The organism is Vibrio zhugei (assembly GCF_003716875.1).
Lineage (GTDB): Bacteria > Pseudomonadota > Gammaproteobacteria > Enterobacterales > Vibrionaceae > Vibrio > Vibrio zhugei.
In genome coordinates this window covers 2,774,538-2,794,471 of record NZ_CP033078.1, presented here as the reverse complement: position 1 = coordinate 2,794,471, position 19,934 = coordinate 2,774,538, and the positions used below count along the sequence as shown (strand labels likewise).

Sequence of the window (19,934 nt, the reverse complement as noted above, 5' to 3'; positions counted from 1 at the left end):
TGGCTACTCGGTCAGGTTGTGTGTTTGCTCACAACCTGAACTGACAATGTTTGCCTACAATTATAAACTCAGTGAATCTTTATCTCGTCGTTAAAGTATGAGAATTGTTATAGATTTAGTGGGTGGGAAGGGCGATGTCAGACATTGAAAGAGTAGTAAAGTGTACACGTAAGCTAGAAACATTGTTGCGAGAGCAGTATCACGCAGAAGGGAAAGGGTTGCACCAGTTAGTAACCAGCTGTGAGCAACGTTTACCTCGACATATTATTGGCAAGCTTCGCTTCATTGCTACGGTCAGAAATAAAATCGTTCATGATGACCATTATAAACTTGATGATCGTGCCGAGTTTATGTCTGCATTTAAAGAGTGTCAGCGAGAGCTCACGCCAAGAAGCGGCCGTTTTGTTTGGCGTTTGGCGGTGTCCTTAATGATGCTGATGACGCTGGCCGCGATTGTTGTGTATTATGCTCATTGGGATTTACTGGACAAGCATTTCTTTTCTCATTGATGACTGTGTGTTTTCCAATAAAAAAGCCGCTCACGAGAGCGGCTTTTTTATTGAAGGCGATCAGTACATCATGGGCAGTGTCATTAAACCAACGATCACTGCAATCATAACCAATCCTTGCTTTTGAGATGAAGACATTATGACACTACTCCTTAATTCAGATTCAGACTATGTTAAATAGAATAACATTATTTTATGTGTGTGATCAATTGTAAGTGGGTGAAATGCTCATAAATAGCCATAAAGTATAGTGATAATTCGTATAAGATACGATTAAACGTGATATTTTAGGTGTCTGATTGAAGGTTTCATTTAAGATGGGAAGATGATTTTAAATCTAAATTATTGATTGTATTGGTATTTATTATTGTCCATTTATTGCTCTTTTATTTTTATGTGACTTTTTAGGTTGTAGCGTGGGCTATTGTGATTTTTATGTAAAAACTGATTTTTTCATCTAAAGAATACGACGTCCGGTCGTTGTCGATCGAGTTAGTCAGTCATTTTGTCGTTGAATAAGCAGGTAAATTATTTTTGGTTGATACTTGCTACTCAAATAGAAAAGAAAACGGTTGCGTAAACTTTTTTGTTTTAAGCTTATGTTTTTAAATTGCTTTTTATTTTATTTTTGTAAGTTTTTAAATGGTTTTTGGCGGTTTTTTTGTTAATAAGTGATTTTTTTGCAAAAAATGTGATTTTCCTTCCTTTTTCGAGGGGAGCCGTCCTCTTTAGCCGATTTTATGATATCGATATTTAGGATGAGTAATCTACTTACCGACATCGAATTTTTTCTGTTCTTTTCTGGACTTACGCGTTGGCATCTCTACACTGGCTACATGTACGTAAAGAGGCAATGTGAACATGTGGAGCTGGATTTCTGTCGCTTTATCTGGGTATATCAGCATTTATTCGTATAGAAATAATGATATCAAACAGGCGATTATATTTAAGTTGATGAGTTTGGGACTGCTGTATTCCATTCTGTTTTCTGTCATGCCATTTTCAACCGAACCTGCTACGTGGGTCCTTATCAGTTTACTCGTCGCCATGTTTGCTGATGGGCTGTATTATTTTAAGTCTTGCATCAAAGTCAGCTTTATCGCTTTTTTATGTTCACAACTTTTACTGAGTAAGGCGTTTTGGTGTCAATTATCTGGGAGCATTGTGTGGTGGATGCCGGCTTTGCTAATCGCATCCGCGATTGTGGCCTTTTTCTTATTACTGCCTCAGCTTGATAACCTGATTATTCCGGTTGCATTGATGGGCTTGGTGTTAATTCAAATGGCCTGGGCTGCGGGTGAAGTGTGGTTAAATGCCAGTAACATCGCTTCTTTGATGGGATTCTTAGGTTGTATCACGTTTATCCTTTCTTGGATCACGCAAGCCATTCATGACTTTAAGCGTCCGATTAAAGGTGGACAATACATCGTTTCTGGGACGTACTTATTGGCGCAAAGTTTGGTGGTTATTTCCGTTATGCCGTGACTATCTGATAGTCAATTGCTTGCTAATCGAAATATCATTGATAGGTTGCTATACTCGCGCCTGTCATAGATGGAACAGAAGGTATTATGGAAATTTTTTCAGCGGCCACCATGTTATTTTTAATCATGGACCCACTTGGTAATTTGCCTGTCGTATTATCGATTTTAAAACACTTTGATAAACGCAGACGTCGTATCATATTGATTCGTGAACTTATTGCAGCATTGATTATCCTGTTGCTCTTTTTATATGCGGGTAAGTCAGTCTTAGGGTTTTTGCATGTTCAACCTGAAACATTAAGTATTTCAGGTGGGGTTATCCTGTTTATCATTGCAATCAAAATGATTTTCCCAAGTGCAGGGAGTATTACGGGGTTAGCCGTTGGTGAAGAACCCTTCATTGTTCCAGTGGCGATTCCTATGATCGCCGGTCCTTCGGTAATTGCCGCTTTATTACTTTTGTCGACCCAATATCCCAATCAAATGGTTGAATTGTCAGTGTCTGTATTTCTTGCTTGGTTGGGCACTGCTGGTGTTTTAATGTTCTATGGCTTCTTCCATAAGATATTAGGTGAACGCGGACTGAAAGCGGTTGAGCGTTTGATGGGATTGTTACTGGTTATGGTGTCTACGCAAATGTTCTTGGACGGATTAAAGAGCTACATGGCCGGGTAATGTTTCTGTGAGTGAATCATAAAAAACGCCAGTCTTGAGACTGGCGTTTTTTTATTGCATATGCTTACGGCGAATATCCAATAATGCAAAAATGCCGAAGATCAGAATGGACCATTTTTCCCAGCGACTTATGGTGATTTTATCGCCAAAAGCGCCAATAAATATCAGTGCTTGTAGACCATGCATCATAAATAAGAAGACGGTCATTATGTATAAGGCGATCGCTGCGTGTCCTGGGAATGGGTGAACAATGTTGATCAGTAAAATGAGCCAAACTAAGGCGATCGCAATTTTGGCGATCGCGATTAATGCTTTCATGATTCGCTCCTCTCAAATAAACGGTAGCTAACTTGTCCCGCTTGTTTTTCTTTTAGTAGTTGCCAGTGTTTTGGCATGGGCGGCAAGACGAGCTCTTTCTCGGTCTCAATATAGATAAGTGCGTTAGGCGTTAACCAATGATGGTTCTCTAATCGAGTGATCACCTCGTCAATTAAGCCTTGTCGAAACGGGGGATCAATAAAAACAATATCGTACGCTTGCCCTGGTTTATCGAGATAAGACAAGCTATCCGTGTGGTGCACATCAATACACTCAGCGTTAAGCGCAGCAACGTTACGCGTGAGCTGTTGGTAAACTTGGCGATTCATTTCTAGCATGGTGACTTGTGTCGCTTGTCGCGAAGCGGCTTCAAAGCCTAATCCGCCGGAGCCCGCGAAGATATCGAGACAGCGCGATTGAGGAATCTCTTGAGCAATCCAATTGAATAGCGTTTCTTTGACGCGATCCGTCGTAGGACGTAACCCCTGAGCATCGTGCACAGGCAGTTTTCTTCCTCGCCATAAGCCACTGATAATTCTTACTTGTCCGAGCGAATTCGTATTTGTCGCCGGTTTTTTATGAGGACGTCTTGCCATAGATTTTTTGACCGCTCATTAAGTGTTACTATATCGAACCCACCAGTCTACCGATTGGATTAGGGCGTATAAATTAAAAATATGACAAATTGTACCAAGTGATCGTAAAACTTTTCACTGCTTTGTCATTTTTTCTTTTCTTTCAGGGGATAATTCTCTGAGAAAAGAGTCATAGTTAGTTAAGCAAATCTAGGATATTCCCTGATGACAGAAAAAAAGAAACGTGGCTTACTGTCATGGCTCGGTTTTGGTGATGATGAAACGAGTCAGACAAATCATGAAGAAAACACAGAGAATCAAGCGGCAACGGTTGCCGACCCTGAATCGAGTTCTGAATCTCAAGATGTAGACCAAGACACGCCTGTAACAACGGCGAATGAGGCTGATGATAAAGCGCAAGTGCTTGAGCCAGTTGCCGAACCTATCCAAGAGCAAGAGAAGCCAACAGAGAGCTTTTTTACTCGGTTAAAACGCAGTTTAAGCCGAACCAAAGCCAATATTGGCTCAGGATTTTTTGGTCTCTTCAAAGGTAAAAAAATCGATGACGATTTATTTGAAGAGTTAGAAGAGCAATTACTCATTGCCGATGTGGGTATGGATACGACGATGAAAATCATCGATAGTCTGACCGAGAAAGCCACCCGTCAGCAGCTCAAAGACGGTGAAGCACTTTACGATCTTCTCAAAGAAGAAATGCGTGACATTCTGGCCACGGTTGAACAGCCTTTGCAAGTTGACACCGCAAAAGCCCCTTATGTCATCTTGATGGTTGGCGTTAACGGTGTGGGTAAAACGACCACCATCGGTAAATTGGCGAAACAGTTCCAGCAAGAAGGTAAGAGTGTCTTACTGGCGGCAGGAGATACGTTTAGAGCGGCAGCGGTTGAGCAGTTGCAAGTATGGGGGCAACGTAACAATGTACCCGTTGTCGCGCAACATACAGGAGCTGACAGTGCATCGGTGATCTATGATGCGATTGAAGCCGCTAAAGCACGCGGTGTGGATGTCGTGATTGCTGATACGGCTGGGCGTTTGCAAAATAAAGCCAATTTGATGGAAGAGTTACGCAAGATTGTCCGAGTCATGAAGAAAATTGATGATGCGGCCCCCCATGAAATTATGTTGACGTTGGATGCGGGCACTGGACAAAATGCGATCAGCCAAGCCAAATTATTTACGGAAGCGGCACCGCTGACCGGGATTACGTTAACCAAGTTAGATGGAACCGCGAAAGGTGGGGTCATTTTCTCTTTGGCGGATCAATTTAAAATTCCGATTCGTTATATTGGTGTTGGTGAAGGCATTGATGATTTACGCCCATTCGAGACTCAACAATTTATTGATGCACTTTTCAGTCGTGATGATTAATGACGGGAAGTAGCATGTCGGTTTAAGGCTTAGAAAGGAATAATGTGTGATTAAATTTCAACAAGTAAGCAAGGCGTATCGAGGTGGACGGCAAGCCTTGCAAAAAGTCGACTTTCATTTGCGAAGAGGTGAAATGGCCTTTTTAGGCGGGCATTCTGGTGCAGGTAAAAGTACGCTATTGAAATTAATATGTGCGATAGAGCGTCCTACTGACGGCAGGTTAAGCTTTAACGATCATGACATCACACGCATTCCCAATAAGGATATTCCTTTTCTACGTCGCAATATTGGTATCGTGTTTCAAGACCACCGCTTGCTCATGGACAGAACCATCTATGAAAACGTAGCTTTGCCGATGCGCATAGAGTCGGCCAGTGAGTCAGAGATCAAACGCCGTGTGTCTGCGGCGCTTGATAAAACGGGCTTATTAGACAAAGCCCGCTGTTTTCCCACTCAATTATCAGGAGGCGAACAACAGCGCGTGGGCATTGCCCGAGCTGTCGTGAATCGCCCGACCTTGTTGTTAGCCGATGAACCGACGGGGAATTTGGATCCGGAGTTGTCGAATCGGATTTTACGACTTTTTGAAGAGTTCAATCGCGCTGGCGTCACGATTTTACTGGCGACGCATGACATTAATTTAGTGAATTCTCGCCCTCAATATCGCCATTTTGAATTGAATCAGGGTTTTTTAAGTGAGGTACAAGGTTATGGCCAATAAACTCTTAAAAAATAAAAAAGCACCGAAATCAAACCCTGGTAAGCGCTTAAAAACCGATCGCTATTTCACGGTTCAATGGAAGCAGGCCAAAGCCTCTTTTCGCCAGTTATGGCAGCGACCTCTTGGTAATATCATGACGTTAGCGGTCATTTCCATGGCGTTGACACTGCCCAGTTGTTTTTATTTAGTGAGTAAAAACTTGTCGGCGGTGGCAACCCAAATGTCCGATTCGTCGCAAGTGAGCGTGTACATGGATGAGGGGGTCTCAGAAGCGCGAGTGATGCTGCTTAAAGATGAGATTGAGCAGCGAGACGACGTCTCAGCGGTAAAATACATTTCTCCGCAGCAAGGCATTGAAGATCTCAGTGCCAATGCAGGCTTTGAGCAAGCGATCAGTTTACTGGACTCGTCTGCACTTCCGGCGGTGCTTGTGATCACCCCAACGAGCGATGAAAAGCAGGCAGTGAAAGCGCTCGCGTCCGCCGTGCAAAAGCAAAGTGGTGTCGCCGATGTGCGCCTCGATGAAGATTGGCTTTCGAAGTTAGATGCCATTCGCAGTCTAGCCAGCATCCTAGTGATGAGCTTATCTGTCCTGATGCTGATCTCGGTGTTTTTAATTGTCGGGAATACGTTGCGCTTTAACGTGCAAGCCAATAAAGATGAAATTCAAACCATGAAATTGATTGGCGCGACGGACAGTTTTATTTTGCGTCCTTATCTCTATTCTGGCATGTGGTTTGGCATTATTGGCGCGATTGTGGCGTGGATTATGACCATGGGTATTACCTTATTATTGAGTCATGCGGTGGCGCAATTGGCTGATTTATATGACAGTCATTTTTCCATTTTGGGACTTGGGCTGGAGGATTCTTTATTGCTTGTCATGTTAGGCACCTTGATTGGTTGCATTGCGGCGAAGGTCTCGGCCAGTCGTCACCTGAAAGAGATTGAACCGATCTAATGTTACGATTGTGCAAAAATGCGCATTTTTACATCGTGATGACTTGTTTGTTATGGTTGAGTGCGGGTAAAATTTTATTAGACTTGAAAACTGTTCATGTTCGGTTCAGTATATAAAAGATACACTAACTCTAGTTTATAGAACGATGAGGAATTGAATGACTAAACAAGCGTACCCAATGGCTTTAGTAACGCAAGATAGCTTAGATAGCTATATCCGTTCTGTGAATAGCTATCCGATGTTAACTGCGGAGGAAGAGCATTCGCTGGCTGAAAGGTTACACTATGATGGTGATATCGAAGCAGCGAAAGGCTTGATTTTATCCCATTTGCGTTTTGTTGTTCATGTGGCGCGAGGATACTCAGGCTACGGTTTACCGATGGCGGACTTGGTTCAAGAAGGCAATATTGGTTTGATGAAAGCGGTCAAACGCTTCAACCCAGAAGTGGGCGTCAGATTGGTATCGTTCGCTGTGCATTGGATCAAAGCCGAGATCCATGAGTATGTATTGCGTAACTGGCGAATCGTCAAGATTGCGACGACCAAAGCACAACGTAAATTATTCTTCAATCTGCGTAAGTCGAAAAAACGTTTGGGGTGGTTTAATAACGGCGAAGTCGAAACTGTTGCACGTGAATTGGGGGTAGAACCTTCAGAAGTCCGTGAAATGGAATCGCGTCTTGCCGCACAAGATCCTACGTTTGAAATGTCGTCAGACGACGATGAAAATGCGTCATTCTCTGCGCCAGCGTTGTATCTTGAAGATAAGCATTCTGATCTCGCCGATAATGTAGAAGCTCAGAACTGGGAAGAGCACACGACTCAGCGCCTTGTGTCGGCTTTGTCGACGCTCGATGAACGCAGTCAAAACATTGTTCGTTCTCGCTGGTTAGATGATCAGAAAATGACGCTACAAGAGCTTGCCGATACCTATGAAGTGTCTGCTGAGCGTATTCGTCAGCTTGAAAAGAATGCGATGAAAAAATTGAAAGAAGCGGTGGGTGATATTTAATTCTCTTCATTCATCACTGTGAAAAATGAAAAAGCTGAGATCCGTTGATCTCAGCTTTTTTTATACCTGATCTAAAATGCGATCAAAAAAACAGCGTTGCCTGTGGATAAGTCTGTGACAAGTTTATTTATTACTTGTCATCAGATCGCATAAATAAAGGGCTTAGCGCGGTTTTATTTTTGGGGATATGTTTATTCTTACTCACAAAAAAATAAGGATCATCACTACATCTAGTGGATCCAAGATCCTTTGACTACCTTATCAACGCAATCCACAGAGTTATCCACATTTTTAGAGGATCCTGATCCTTTTTGATAACCTTACATTGTCCGTGTACTTGTGGGCAACTGAATAGGTTATAATGTGCCCTGAAAAATATGAGTCATAAAAGAAGTGAGACACCTTATGGAGCAATTCCAACATATCGATGTCGTCAGTGCTCAAAACCTGATTGAAAGTAGAAACGCAAAGATCGTCGATATTCGCGACCCACGGTCATTTAAAGAGTCACACGCTGTGTCTGCGTATCATTTAACCAATGACACGATTGTCGATTTTATGAATGAGGTCGATTTTGACGAGCCCGTGCTGGTCATTTGTTATCATGGCAATAGCAGCCAAGGCGCCGCGCAATACTTGATTCATCAAGGCTTTGATGAAGTCTATAGTGTCGATGGTGGGTTTGAAGCATGGCAGCGGGCTAACCTTCCTACTGAAACCAAATAAAGCGAAGTCAAACACAATGATCAAACTTGTCACTCTCAACAATCCTCGTATGGCACAGGCCTACATTGATTATATGGCCACTCATGATGTGGTGATTCAGTTATTTTCTGAAGGAGAGGGGCAGTTTTCATTATGGCTCGACAACGAAGCGCAACAAGATTTCGTTCTCTCTGAGCTTGATGCTTTTTTACATGATCCGAGCAATCCCAAATACTTAGCCGCTTCTTGGTCGGTAAAGAATACCCAACAGCCTAATCTACAGTATGCCTCACCGAAACTGATGACCATGATAAAAGAGCGGGCTGGGCCTGTGACGTTAGGGATGATGGTCATTTGCTCCGTCATCTTTGTGCTGCAACAAATCGGCTTAGGCCGGGATATTTTTGCCGCTTTACATTTTCCCGCCACGCAGCCGCAACACTGGCAGTTATGGCGTTGGGTAACGCATGCGTTATTACACTTTTCTCTCTTACACATCGTCTTTAATTTATTGTGGTGGTGGGAATTTGGTGGACACATCGAGAAGCGTCTTGGTGGTGTGACCTTGCTGAAAATTTTCGTCATTTCGGCCGTGTTATCAGGAGCGGGTCAATATTGGGTTGGCGGTGCAAACTTTGGTGGGTTATCTGGGGTCGTTTATGCGCTACTCGGTTATCAATGGATGCTATCGCAATATTTACCGAGCGCTGGAGTGCGCATTGAGAAACCCATTATTGCATTCATGCTATTTTGGTTGGTGCTTGGGTATTTCCAACCGTTTTTGGCGATAGCGAACACGGCGCACTTAGTCGGCTTGATCGCTGGTGTTGGGTTGGGTTTGAGTGATGTCTGGCGTTGGCGACAAGCATCGTAAGGCCCAAATTGCGGTTTTGGGCCTTCACGCTATCGCGTGTTATTGATACATATATTTGGTGAAAAGCAAGTCCACGATCACTTTACGGCCAGTTTCTGGCAGTAAAATATTATTGATGTTCTCGACTAACTGTTTCCGAATATCTTCTCTTCCTGAGAGCGACTTGATTTTATCCTCGCTTTCTTCACCGAGCAGTTCAACGATCGTATCACGAATTAAGGGTTGATGGCGCTCGATAATCGGGAGATCCGCATCGCTGGAAACCATCACATCGACTCTGATTTGGATATAGCCGAGCTTTTTACCTTTGGTATAAAAGTTCGTGGTGATATCCGGCTGCAGGGTAAAATAGGCGAGTTTATGAGCCACAGACTCTTTGGCTTCTTCTGCAAAGACAGAACAAGATAAACAGAGACTCAGGATAATGATTGATTGGGTTAGAACACGTTTTAGCATAGTGATATCTTTTCTTTAGTGGTTTCCGATATTCGAAAGGCGATGCGCTTGATACAATAAAACATTGTATCCAAAAATGATAAATAAAGACGTGGCATTTCTATCAATACTTACCTTGTCACTCAGAATATTAGTATGAATAAGTCAACTTCGCTCTATCTATCTGCTTTATGTAAAATGCACTGGCAATCGCCCCGTCAATTCGACTACCCGAGCGCGGTGTCAGGTGCTTGGTTGCAAGAGATGGGGTCATTGTCTCAACGTTTAGCTCAGTCTTGCCATCAACTTAAAGTGAAAGTAATAAATAATCAACCAGTTGCATTCAATGATTTTATGCCTATTGAGCGACAAGGGCTACCTTGTGAGACCTTCTGGGTGAGAGATGTGATGCTGTATGGCGATGATCAGCCTTGGGTGGTGGCTCGGACACTGATGCCATTGTCGGTCATCGATGAGGCGCCCTGCGATCTTTCCCAGCTAGGAGAGAAGCCGCTCGGACTGACCGTCTTTGATTCACCGCAAGCGAGGCGTGATCAGCTGGAAGTCGCGTATTGCCCAGACCCACACCGCACACTATTGGCGCGCCGTTCACGATTATGGATGCATGAACACGCGATGCTGGTATCAGAAATTTTTCTACCTGAATCCCCGATTTATAAGTAAAGGAGAGAGACTGAATGTCTTTTAAAAAACTGCAAGCCTTTTGGTTTTTGACCCGTATGAACCGACCTATTGGCTCTCTTCTTTTACTGTGGCCAACGCTATGGGCCCTGATTATGGCGGCCGAGGGCATTCCAGACTGGAATGTGACTCTGGTCTTTGTTTTGGGGGTTTTCTTAATGCGCTCGGCTGGCTGTGTCATTAACGATTTTGCTGATAGAAAAGTGGATGGCTTTGTGAAACGTACTCGCCAACGGCCATTACCTTCTGGCGATGTGTCAGCTAAGGAGGCGGTGGCTCTCTTTGTGATTCTCGGGTTGATCGCTTTTGCCTTAGTGTTAACCATGAATGAGTTAACGATTCGTTTATCGTTCTTTGGCATGGTATTGGCCTTTATTTATCCATTCATGAAGCGTTTTACGCACTTACCACAGTTATTTTTAGGGTTAGCGTTTAGTTGGTCTATTCCGATGGCGTGGGCGGCCCAAGCGGGGGAAATATCACCCATGGCATGGTGTTTGTTTATCGTCAATGTGGCGTGGACTATCGCCTACGATACCCAATATGCCATGGTGGATCGTGATGATGACTTGGTGGTGGGCATCAAATCGACGGCGATCTTATTTGGTCGCTTCGATAAGTTAATCATCGGGCTGTTACAGTTACTGTCTTTGGCATTATTGATTGCGATCGGATGGTTTGAACAATTAGGGGTAAGCTTCTATTGGGGCTTGTTAGTCGCGGGCGGATTGTTTGTGTATCAGCAACACTTGATTCGCCATCGTGAACGAACGCCTTGCTTTGCGGCTTTTCTTAACAATAACTACGTTGGCGGTGCCATCGCACTGGGTGTGCTGGTGGCGTATTGGTAGCGCTCTTAGCAGAAACTGAACTGAGAAAGTAAAAGTAAAGAGGCCCCGTAGGGGCCTCTTTTGCTTGTTATCGATGCTCAGTATTATGCGTTGGCCGTGACTTGCACATCACGATATAAGCTCTCTTGAATCGTTAAGCGAACTTCGGGAGTGATCATCGCATTCAACTGTTCGGTGAAGGCTTGGCACTGCTCTAAGCGTCGCTCGCCATTCTCATCGATATAGCCCTGCTGCTTTAAGGTAACAAACAAAGCACTAAACACGCCTTTATCAAAAAACTCCGGCGCATTAATGCCATGCAAACGACCAAGGCGCTGAGCGATGGCTTGACTCTGTTTTTCGAGCTCCGATTTATTGAGCTCTGAGTGCATGACCAGTAAGTTCATCGCAATGGCATAGCGCTGTAAGGTCTCTGCGATAATGCGGCCGAGTCGCATGGTACGCTGCGCATTGTTTTGTTTCATTGTGACCACATCATGCTCAATCACAATCAGTTGCTGTTGCTCAAATTCCGTTAAGTAGCGTTCAATTAAGTCAGGAATCTCGGCAGGCTCATGAGTAATGAACAGCTCTTGTTTTAAAAACGGATAGAGCGTTTCAGCGTGTTTGACGATGGCCGCCTTGTGAATGCTTTGATGGCGCACGACGATTTGTGCGATTAACGATGGCATAGCAAGGAGATGAATGATGTTGTTGCGATAGTAGGTCATTAAGATCGACTGCTGACGATCCAACGAAATAATATCGCCCATTTTATCCGTCTCGATAACAAATTTATCCAACGACTCAGCGTGCTTCACTAGCTCTGCTGCACTTTGCTGTGGCACCGTCATGGTGTCAGAGTAAGGGACATTGTTTAGCAGTTTCAAATAACAATCGACTTGTTTAATTAAACTGTTTCGCGACAGTGCTCGCTGGCGAGAGGCTAACAATGCCGTTGCGCAGAGTGTCATTGCATTGGCTGCCGCTGCACCATTGATGTGAGTCATCATTTTGGTGGCCAATTCGTTCACTACTGGCGTCAACCATTGCGGTTTACTATTACCGAGTGGATCAATGTCTTGTGTCCAATCAGGCACTTTTTCATTAAGGAAATGATTGAGAGTGATCGGCTCACCGAAGTTCACATATCCTTGACCAAAGTTACGTAATTTACGAATCGTACGCAGAACTAGGCCCGCGTTTTCTTTTTCTTTGCGATTGCCTTTCAGCTCTTTTGCGTATGAATTGACCTCCATCACATGCTCGTAACCGATATAGACAGGTACCAGTGTGACCGGGCGATTCAGGCCACGTAGCATGGCTTGAATTGTCATCGCCAGCATTCCGGTTTTGGCGGGTAATAAACGACCAGTGCGAGAACGTCCACCTTCACTAAAGTATTCGACGGAGTAGCCCTTCGCAAACAACTCGGCTAAGTACTCTCTAAATAGGGTGGAGTAGAGCTTGTTGCCTTTAAAGCTGCGGCGAATGAAGAAGGCGCCGCCACGACGGAAAAGAGGCCCCGCTGGGAAGAAGTTCAAGTTATTCCCTGCCGCAATATGCGGTGGGACCATGCCTTCATGGAAGAGCACGTAAGACAGCAGTAAATAGTCCATATGACTGCGGTGACACGGCACATAAACCACTTCATGGCCATCTTGCGCTAATCGACGTACCGTTGAGGCATTATTCACATTCAAGCCTTGGTAAATGCGATTCCATAGCCAGCCGAGAAGACGGTCGCCTTTTTTGACAAACGAATAAGAAAAGTTGGCGGCAATCTCGTCGAGAATCTTGTGCGCTTCATTACGCGCTTTTTCTTCGGAGATTTTTTTGCTCTTGGCTTCATCGGCAATGGCTTTTTGAATCACAGGGGATGCCATGAGGCGCTCGAAGAGTTGATAGCGAGCCGGTAAGTTAGGGCCAGAGGCGGCCAGTTTCTGACGCGAAAAGTGAATACGCGCTACGCGCGCAAGCTTGTGGGCAATGGTTTTATCCGTTCCGTGTTGGTCGGCCATATAACGTAATGACACCACAGGACTAAAGCGCACCAGGCAATCACGACCGTGGGCAATCACCATTTTCGCTTTTTGTAGTGAAGAGTAAGCGCGTAAATACGGTTTGCACTGTCCTTCTTTACCAGGGTTGCGTCCCCATAAAACCGTGACGGGGATGACTTGTACGTCGAGCTCTGAATCGAGCTTATGTTGATGCAGCAATTGTCCAAACAGTTCCACCGATGCTGTAGGGATATCGGTGTAATGGCGACGTTTGCTGGGGCGAGAGGTATTATAAACATAACGGTCAAAAGACTCGCCATTGATCACGATCGGTTCTAACGGATCCGGAAGGCCCGCATTAAGCGCATAATGGCGCAGCGTAAGCAGATCAACGTTAGAGCGAAAGGGTAGAGCATAAACAATGGGTTTGTTAAGATTAATCGCTAAGTCATCGACAGGATTTGCAGGGATTGCGCTGCCTTTCACTAACGGTTTCAGTGGCAGTTTCAGTAGCGAACGCGTGTAATTGTGTCTTGACGACATAAGAGCTCTAAGCCTCAGGGAAATAATAGTTGTATTGAGACCGACTTCTGTGGCCTTGCATCATGAAGGCGTCGTGTCTCAATGGTCAGATAAGTTTTGGCTAGTAAGAATAGCAGAGCTGGTCAAACCTGTTAAATCTTATTGTCGACTTTCCAGTCATAACCATGTGAATTATCACGTTATCGTTACGATTATCTTGCGAACTTCCGGCGTATTCGTTTGGCTTAGGGGGCGCCCGCTACAGGTTGTCTTTATTCTATGAGAGTCTTCATTCTTGAGTGAGAGAAGCGCGTATTTCGTTGATGCGTGGCGATGTTCTAAAAAATAACCAAGTGGCTTTCCTTTTAAACAAATACTGGATATACTCACAGTCAACTGTATAAAAAGACAGGTGAAATATGAAGCCGTTAACGCCACGACAACAACAAGTGTTTGAACTCATCAAAAGTAAAATTGATGAGACTGGAATGCCACCCACACGTGCTGAAATTGCTCGTGAACTGGGTTTTCGTTCTGCGAACGCCGCAGAAGAACACCTGAAAGCTTTAGCTCGTAAGCAAGTGATTCAAATTATCCCCGGAGCGTCACGAGGCATCCGTGTGATACCTGAAGTGGTTGAGGAAGTAGACGAGCCTGTCGATTTAGGGCTGCCGCTTATCGGTCGCGTTGCGGCGGGTGAGCCAATCTTAGCTCAAGAGCATGTCGAATCTCACTACCATGTGGATCCGATGATGTTTCGTCCGAGTGCCGACTTCTTATTACGAGTGCAAGGCGAAAGTATGAAAAACATCGGTATCATGGATGGCGATTTGCTCGCGGTACACAAAACGCAAGATGTTCGTAATGGACAGGTTGTTGTGGCGCGAGTGGAAGACGATGTCACAGTGAAGCGTTTAGAGCAAAATGGCTCGACAGTTCTGCTCCATGCTGAGAATGATGATTTTGCCCCAATCAAGGTGGATCTCAAATCCCAGCATATGACGATTGAAGGCGTGGCTGTTGGAATCATTCGTAATACTGACTGGATGTAAATTTATTTGAGAGTTATTCTCATTTACTTGTTATATTGAGTGATATTCATTATCATCTAACTTGTATACTTAGTGTATTTGAGGAAGATGATAATGTGCTCACGTCTATCTGAACCGCAACAAGATTCCAATTCTATTCCTGCCCATTTGCTGCAACCCTTATGGTTTCGTAGCCGAGAAAGCTTGTCTGATAACGGTGTGATTTATGATCCTATCGCGGCGGATGTGTGTCAGCGTTGTCATCTTTCTATGGACTGTGGCCGAACCAATCTCGACCAGCAACAACTTCTGAATGCGACTTTGACTCAACAATGTGACCAGCGGGTGCGGCAATTTTTAGAGCGCCATCCCGATGGGTGGATCATTAATTTGGGTGCCGGGTTAGATACGCGCTTTTATCGCATTGATAATGGGCGTTGTCGCTGGATTGAAGTCGATGTGTCTGAACACTTACTATTACGGCAAAAGTTATTCCATCGCAGCGAGCGCTATCAGCATATGGCGGGCAGTGTCACCGATTTATCGTGGTTGCAGAACTTACCGATGGCGGATAGCACACCGACGTTGATCTTATGTGAATATGCATTATTGGAGTGCGACAATCATGCGGTGAGTCATGTCGTTAAAACATTGGGGTTGCATTTTTCTGGAGCCTCAGTATGTTTTGTTCTGGCAGGCGATAAAACGGCGACATCGTTAGGGGAAAAATTGGGGTCAGCGCAGTACGCTCATGGCTTTGCCGATTGTCAGTCAGCGATGTTGAACTGTTTACCTTGGCTGAAGAAAATTGTCTTAATCTCTCCACTCGATCATGTCTGCCCGCGTTGGAAGTGGTGGCAAAAAGTCTTAGGTGCTTGGCAACGCTATAAGTATCGCTTTACTCCTGTAATTGTTTCCATGCGGTGGTGAATTCCTCAATAGTGTCTGATGCGTAACTTAGTTACACTTTAGCTCTCAAGCATAGGGAGCGAAGTGTGAACTCAATTTATCAAACATTACTCAATCGGTCGGTACACCGACAAGTGCTGTGGTTGGCAATACCCATGGTGCTATCGAATATTACCGTTCCTCTTCTGGGGCTGGTGGATACCGCAGTGATCGGTCACCTTTCTCATGCGTGGTACCTTGGTGGCGTGGCGCTAGGCAGTACTCTGATCAGTGTTTCATTATGGCTTCTCGGTTTTTTACGGATGTCGACCACCGGGCTTACCGCCCAGGCTGTTGGGCGAGATAACGCCGAACAGCAAGCGCGAGTACTACTCCAAGGTCTAACGATGGCGATGTTATTAGCGCTGGGTTTCCTCGCCATTCATCAGTGGATTCTCGATCTTTCCTTTCATTTCAGTGATGCCAGTGAGCAAGTCAAGCACTATGGGGCGCAATATTTCTCTATTCGAGTCATCAGCGCGCCAGCGGCGTTAGTAAACTATGTGTTACTGGGGTGGTTACTGGGGACCCAAAATGCCAAAGCTCCGATGTGGATGGTGATCATTACCAATGTGGTGAATGTGTCTTTGGACGTGTTGTTTGTTGTAGAGTTGGAGTGGAAAGTGGCTGGCGCCGCGTGGGCCTCTGTAATTGCTGATTATGTGGGAACCGCGTTTGCTGTGCTATGTGTATGGCGCTACTGGGTGAAACACTCACTGCCACGACCATGGTCTGTCTGGCATGGCAGCTCTCATGGATTGGGGCGCTTGATTAAGTTGAATCGCGATATCTTTTTACGTTCTCTGTGTTTGCAACTGGTGTTCAGTTTTATGACGTTCCAAGGTGCGGCTTTGGGCGATCGTATCGTCGCGGCCAACGCCATTCTGATGAGTTTCGTCATGTTCATTTCTTACGGTATGGATGGGTTTGCTTACGCGATGGAAGCCATGGTCGGCAAAGCGATGGGAGCAGACAGTCGCCAACGTTTACGAGAGGCGATGGTAGGGACGGTATTTTGGAGTGTCGTGATTTGCAGTGGCTTTACCATCGTATTTGCGGCAATGGGAGACTCCCTCATCGGACTGATGACGACTATTGATGACGTCCACCATAATGCCCTGAGATATCTGCCGTGGCTTATTGCGATGCCATTGGTCTCGATGTGGTGCTTTCTTTTAGATGGGGTCTTTATTGGCGCCACCAAAGGCACAGAAATGCGCAATAGCATGTTCATTGCCGCTGCGACTTTCTTTGCAGTACTGTGGAGTACCCAACAATGGGGAAATCACGGTATTTGGATGGCGATGTTGTGTTTTATGGCAATGCGCGGCATCACGTTGGCGATTGTGCTAGCACGTCAATGGCGCAGCCAAGTGTTTTTCTCCCATATTGACCAGCACTAAGCTGGCCCTTGATACAAAAAATCCGCTGCTAAAACAGCGGATTTTTTTGTGTTAAGTGACGCGTGAAGCCGTCGAATTAAAATAGACGGTTCAAGCCATTTAACGCGGCCACGCGATACGCTTCGGCCATGGTTGGATAGTTGAAGGTCGTATTGACAAAGTATTCAATGGTATTGGCTGGTCCTGGCTGTTCCATGATGGCTTGCCCGATGTGGATGATTTCTGCAGCACGCTCACCAAAGCAGTGAATACCAAGAATTTGCTTGGTTTCACGATGGAATAAAATCTTCAGGCTGCCGACATTCATATTGGCAATCTGCGCACGCGCGAGATGTTGGAACGATGAGCGTCCTACTTCATAAGGCACCTTGGCGGCCGTCAATTCTTGCTCGGTTTTGCCCACTGAACTGATTTCTGGAATGGTGTAAATCCCAGTTGGAATCTCTTCAATCAGTTTGAAGGTGGCTTGCCCATGAATGATCGCTTGTGCGACAAATCGGCCTTGATCGTAGGCGGCGCTGGCAAGGCTAGGGTAGCCAATCACATCACCGACGGCATACACATTGTCCACCTCGGTTTGGTAGTTTTCATTGACGTGTAACTGGCCGCGACTGTTGGCATTGAGGTTAATCGCTGACAGATTCAGCTTCTCCGTATTCCCTGAGCGACCATTGGCGTAAAGCAAGCAATCGGCTTTCATCTTTTTACCCGAATCCATATGGATAATGACACCGTCATCGCAGCCTTCAATACTGGAGTATGTTTCATCGTTACGGATCACGACGCCGCTATTCCAGAAGTGGTAAGACAATGCGTCTGAGGTTTCGGTATCCAAGAAAGAGAGGAGACGTTCACGCGTATTGATGAGATCCGTCTTAACGCCCAATCCGCGGAAAATTGACGCATATTCACAGCCGATGACCCCAGCACCATAAATCAAGATATGACGAGGGTCATGATCTAAATTGAGGATAGAATCACTGTCATACACACGGGGATGAGAGAAATCCACATTATCGGGATGGTAAGGGCGAGAGCCAGTCGCAATGACAAATTTTTCCGCAGTAATATGTTCGACGTTGCCTTCGTTATCAGTGACGGCCAGCGTATGCTTATCGACAAATTCTGCGACACCAAATAGCAAGGTACACATGTTACGGTCGTAAAAACCTTGTCGTAAGCGGGTTTGTTGATCAATGACGTGGTTGGCGTGGGAAAGAATATCTGAGAAGCGAAGTTGTATGTGTTGGTTATGTTTGCGAAAGAGAGGGTTTTTATTGAATTCAATAATACGACTCACGGCGTGGCGTAATGCCTTTGAGGGAATCGTTCCCCAGTGAGTACAGCCACCACCAACGCCGCTTTCTTTTTCGATTATGGCGACGTTTTTTCCAGCTTTGGCCAGTCCCATTGCAGCCCCTTCACCACCAGGGCCACTACCGATGACAATTACGTCGAATTGATAATTAGCAGTCATTGGATTTCCTTTTGTTATGATTGTTAACAATATATTATCATTGCGTTTTTTGCTGTGATTAATTTTGTAACAATAAAAGTGTTCAGACAGTGTAAAAGATAATACGCTGGTTTTAAATACTACGGCAATCGTTGTTTTTTTGAGTCATATTTTTGCTATCGTCTGAAGATGTCGTGAGTGACTTAGACAAAACCAGAAATGAAGTTATAGTATGAAGCTGAGTTCTTTAGAGAGAGGCGACATCGTTTATGAAACCGACTGGAGTTCGAGCCCAGCAGAAAGAGAAAACCCGCCGCTCTGTCATTGATGCTGCATTTAGTCAGTTAAGCGCTGAAAGAAGCTTTTCGAATTTGAGTTTGCGGGAAGTCGCTCGTGAAGCGGGCATTGCCCCAACATCCTTTTATCGCCATTTTAAAGATATGGATGAGCTGGGTCTCACCATGGTCGATGAAGGGGGATTACTGTTACGGCAACTGATGCGTCAAGCACGGCAGAGGATAGTGCGAGAAGGCAGTGTCATTCGCACCTCTGTGCTTACCTTTATGGAATTTATTGATAATAGTCCCAATGTATTTCGATTATTATTACGTGAACGTTCGGGCACGTCGGCGGATTTTCGTGCGGCGGTTGCCCGCGAGATTCAACATTTTTCTGCCGAGCTAGCTGAGTATCTGATCGCGACGGGGATCACTCGCGATGATGCGGAAACGCAAGCCGATGCGTCGGTGACATTGGTTTTCAACTCGGGCGCGGAAGCCTTAGATTTAAATAAAAAAGCCCGCGAGGAATTGGCGAACCGTTTGATTAAACAATTGCGCATGATGGCCAAAGGGGCAAATTTTCAGCGCAATGAGCATAAATTTGAAGAAATAAGAGGCTAAGTAAATGTCTAAGCAAAGTGAGAGTAGCCCGGGATCTGAACGCAAAACATTAGTGTTAGCGTTGGTTGCGGGTATGAGTAGTGATGCTATTTTATCTTGGATAACAATGAGTCAGGTATCATTTTCTATTTTTCCACTGATTGCATTGGTATTATCTCTACAAGCGTTGTATCAAGAGTACTTGCGCCATCCCATTGCGGAAGATATTCCTTTGGTAGGATTGGCGTGCTTCTTTGTTGGCGCGTTTGGTCATTCTGCCTTTATAAAAGCCCAATATCCCGATGCCGGCTCCAACTTTTTTTCTCTCATGATTTTAGTCGCATTGGTGCTTTGGGTCGGTTATAAACTGGGCTTTTTAATGCCGAAAAAGTAAGCCGCTCACTAAAAGTGATGATTGAATAATAACGGGCCAAATGGCTCGTTTTTATTTGGGTACCGTGGCTGCGCTGGTGGCCTAGCAACGTCGCTAAACCCCGGCC

Annotated in this window: 21 protein-coding genes; 16 read left to right on the top strand and 5 right to left on the bottom strand. The window is 45.0% G+C overall.

The features are described from left to right. The first annotated feature begins 134 nt into the window (after window positions 1–134). From EAE30_RS18155 to EAE30_RS18140, 3 genes are all read left to right on the top strand, one after another. Complete coding sequence (locus EAE30_RS18155; RefSeq protein WP_123017170.1) at window positions 135–509, top strand: DUF4145 domain-containing protein; 375 nt, start codon at window positions 135–137, stop codon at window positions 507–509. A gap of 855 nt (window positions 510–1,364) precedes the next feature. Continuing rightward, on the top strand, window positions 1,365–1,994 hold the full coding sequence (locus tag EAE30_RS18145) for a lysoplasmalogenase (protein WP_199287071.1): 630 nt from the start codon (window positions 1,365–1,367) through the stop codon (window positions 1,992–1,994). Between the two features lie 86 nt (window positions 1,995–2,080). Continuing rightward, the gene (locus EAE30_RS18140; RefSeq protein ID WP_123017168.1) at window positions 2,081–2,668 is read left to right on the top strand and encodes a YhgN family NAAT transporter; all 588 of its coding nucleotides are present in this window, start codon (window positions 2,081–2,083) and stop codon (window positions 2,666–2,668) included. Between the two features lie 51 nt (window positions 2,669–2,719). Here EAE30_RS18140 and EAE30_RS18135 read toward each other — a convergent pair whose 3' ends face one another. After that, window positions 2,720–2,986: a DUF1145 domain-containing protein gene (locus EAE30_RS18135; RefSeq protein WP_123017167.1), complete on the bottom strand. Its 267-nt coding sequence runs from the start codon at window positions 2,984–2,986 to the stop codon at window positions 2,720–2,722. Beyond that, complete coding sequence (gene rsmD, locus EAE30_RS18130; RefSeq protein WP_123017166.1) at window positions 2,983–3,582, bottom strand: 16S rRNA (guanine(966)-N(2))-methyltransferase RsmD; 600 nt, start codon at window positions 3,580–3,582, stop codon at window positions 2,983–2,985. Before rsmD ends, EAE30_RS18135 begins: the two co-directional genes overlap by 4 nt. Window positions 3,583–3,786: 204 nt before the next feature. Here rsmD and ftsY point away from each other — a divergent pair, with 204 nt between their 5' ends. From ftsY to glpG, 6 genes are all read left to right on the top strand, one after another. Further along, a complete protein-coding gene (gene ftsY / locus EAE30_RS18125) occupies window positions 3,787–4,950 on the top strand; it encodes a signal recognition particle-docking protein FtsY (protein WP_123017165.1) in 1,164 nt (387 codons plus the stop codon). 46 nt (window positions 4,951–4,996) lie between these two features. Continuing rightward, window positions 4,997–5,671: a cell division ATP-binding protein FtsE gene (ftsE, locus tag EAE30_RS18120; RefSeq protein ID WP_123017164.1), complete on the top strand. Its 675-nt coding sequence runs from the start codon at window positions 4,997–4,999 to the stop codon at window positions 5,669–5,671. Then, window positions 5,646–6,632, top strand: coding sequence for a permease-like cell division protein FtsX (gene ftsX / locus EAE30_RS18115; RefSeq protein WP_390259006.1), 987 nt, complete (start codon window positions 5,646–5,648; stop codon window positions 6,630–6,632). The genes ftsE and ftsX overlap by 26 nt, the downstream gene beginning before the upstream one ends. 157 nt (window positions 6,633–6,789) lie before the next feature. Then, window positions 6,790–7,644 carry an RNA polymerase sigma factor RpoH gene (gene rpoH / locus EAE30_RS18110; RefSeq protein ID WP_123017162.1) on the top strand — a complete coding sequence of 285 codons (855 nt, stop codon included), beginning with the start codon at window positions 6,790–6,792 and terminating at the stop codon, window positions 7,642–7,644. A gap of 405 nt (window positions 7,645–8,049) precedes the next feature. After that, on the top strand, window positions 8,050–8,370 hold the full coding sequence (gene glpE, locus EAE30_RS18105) for a thiosulfate sulfurtransferase GlpE (protein ID WP_123017161.1): 321 nt from the start codon (window positions 8,050–8,052) through the stop codon (window positions 8,368–8,370). A 16-nt stretch (window positions 8,371–8,386) separates the two neighbouring features. Beyond that, window positions 8,387–9,223 carry a rhomboid family intramembrane serine protease GlpG gene (gene glpG / locus EAE30_RS18100; RefSeq protein ID WP_123017160.1) on the top strand — a complete coding sequence of 279 codons (837 nt, stop codon included), beginning with the start codon at window positions 8,387–8,389 and terminating at the stop codon, window positions 9,221–9,223. Between the two features lie 39 nt (window positions 9,224–9,262). Here glpG and EAE30_RS18095 read toward each other — a convergent pair whose 3' ends face one another. Beyond that, window positions 9,263–9,679, bottom strand: a complete 417-nt coding sequence (locus EAE30_RS18095) for a flagellar basal body-associated protein FliL (protein ID WP_123017159.1) — start codon at window positions 9,677–9,679, stop codon at window positions 9,263–9,265. A 135-nt stretch (window positions 9,680–9,814) separates the two neighbouring features. Here EAE30_RS18095 and EAE30_RS18090 point away from each other — a divergent pair, with 135 nt between their 5' ends. Further along, a complete protein-coding gene (locus tag EAE30_RS18090) occupies window positions 9,815–10,342 on the top strand; it encodes a chorismate--pyruvate lyase family protein (protein WP_123017158.1) in 528 nt (175 codons plus the stop codon). A 14-nt stretch (window positions 10,343–10,356) separates the two neighbouring features. Further along, window positions 10,357–11,211 carry a 4-hydroxybenzoate octaprenyltransferase gene (gene ubiA / locus EAE30_RS18085; protein ID WP_123017157.1) on the top strand — a complete coding sequence of 285 codons (855 nt, stop codon included), beginning with the start codon at window positions 10,357–10,359 and terminating at the stop codon, window positions 11,209–11,211. A gap of 83 nt (window positions 11,212–11,294) precedes the next feature. Here ubiA and plsB read toward each other — a convergent pair whose 3' ends face one another. Then, window positions 11,295–13,736: a glycerol-3-phosphate 1-O-acyltransferase PlsB gene (gene plsB, locus EAE30_RS18080; RefSeq protein WP_123017156.1), complete on the bottom strand. Its 2,442-nt coding sequence runs from the start codon at window positions 13,734–13,736 to the stop codon at window positions 11,295–11,297. A 398-nt stretch (window positions 13,737–14,134) separates the two neighbouring features. On the opposite strand from plsB, the gene lexA reads away from it, so the two are divergent. The 3 genes from lexA (at window position 14,135) to dinF (ending at window position 17,097) form a co-directional block, all read left to right on the top strand. After that, window positions 14,135–14,767, top strand: coding sequence for a transcriptional repressor LexA (gene lexA, locus EAE30_RS18070; RefSeq protein ID WP_123017155.1), 633 nt, complete (start codon window positions 14,135–14,137; stop codon window positions 14,765–14,767). A gap of 93 nt (window positions 14,768–14,860) precedes the next feature. Next, window positions 14,861–15,676 (top strand): class I SAM-dependent methyltransferase, encoded by an 816-nt coding sequence (locus EAE30_RS18065; protein WP_123017154.1) that lies wholly within the window; start codon window positions 14,861–14,863, stop codon window positions 15,674–15,676. 65 nt (window positions 15,677–15,741) lie between these two features. Beyond that, window positions 15,742–17,097 (top strand): MATE family efflux transporter DinF, encoded by a 1,356-nt coding sequence (gene dinF, locus EAE30_RS18060; RefSeq protein ID WP_123017153.1) that lies wholly within the window; start codon window positions 15,742–15,744, stop codon window positions 17,095–17,097. A gap of 76 nt (window positions 17,098–17,173) precedes the next feature. Here the strand turns inward: dinF and sthA are convergent, their stop codons facing one another. Continuing rightward, on the bottom strand, window positions 17,174–18,574 hold the full coding sequence (gene sthA / locus EAE30_RS18055) for a Si-specific NAD(P)(+) transhydrogenase (RefSeq protein WP_123017152.1): 1,401 nt from the start codon (window positions 18,572–18,574) through the stop codon (window positions 17,174–17,176). 248 nt (window positions 18,575–18,822) lie between these two features. Between sthA and fabR the strand changes: the two genes are divergently transcribed. Next, window positions 18,823–19,455: an HTH-type transcriptional repressor FabR gene (fabR, locus tag EAE30_RS18050; RefSeq protein ID WP_123017151.1), complete on the top strand. Its 633-nt coding sequence runs from the start codon at window positions 18,823–18,825 to the stop codon at window positions 19,453–19,455. A 4-nt stretch (window positions 19,456–19,459) separates the two neighbouring features. Next, the gene (locus EAE30_RS18045) at window positions 19,460–19,828 is read left to right on the top strand and encodes a YijD family membrane protein (protein ID WP_123017150.1); all 369 of its coding nucleotides are present in this window, start codon (window positions 19,460–19,462) and stop codon (window positions 19,826–19,828) included. The last annotated feature ends 106 nt before the right edge of the window (window positions 19,829–19,934 follow it).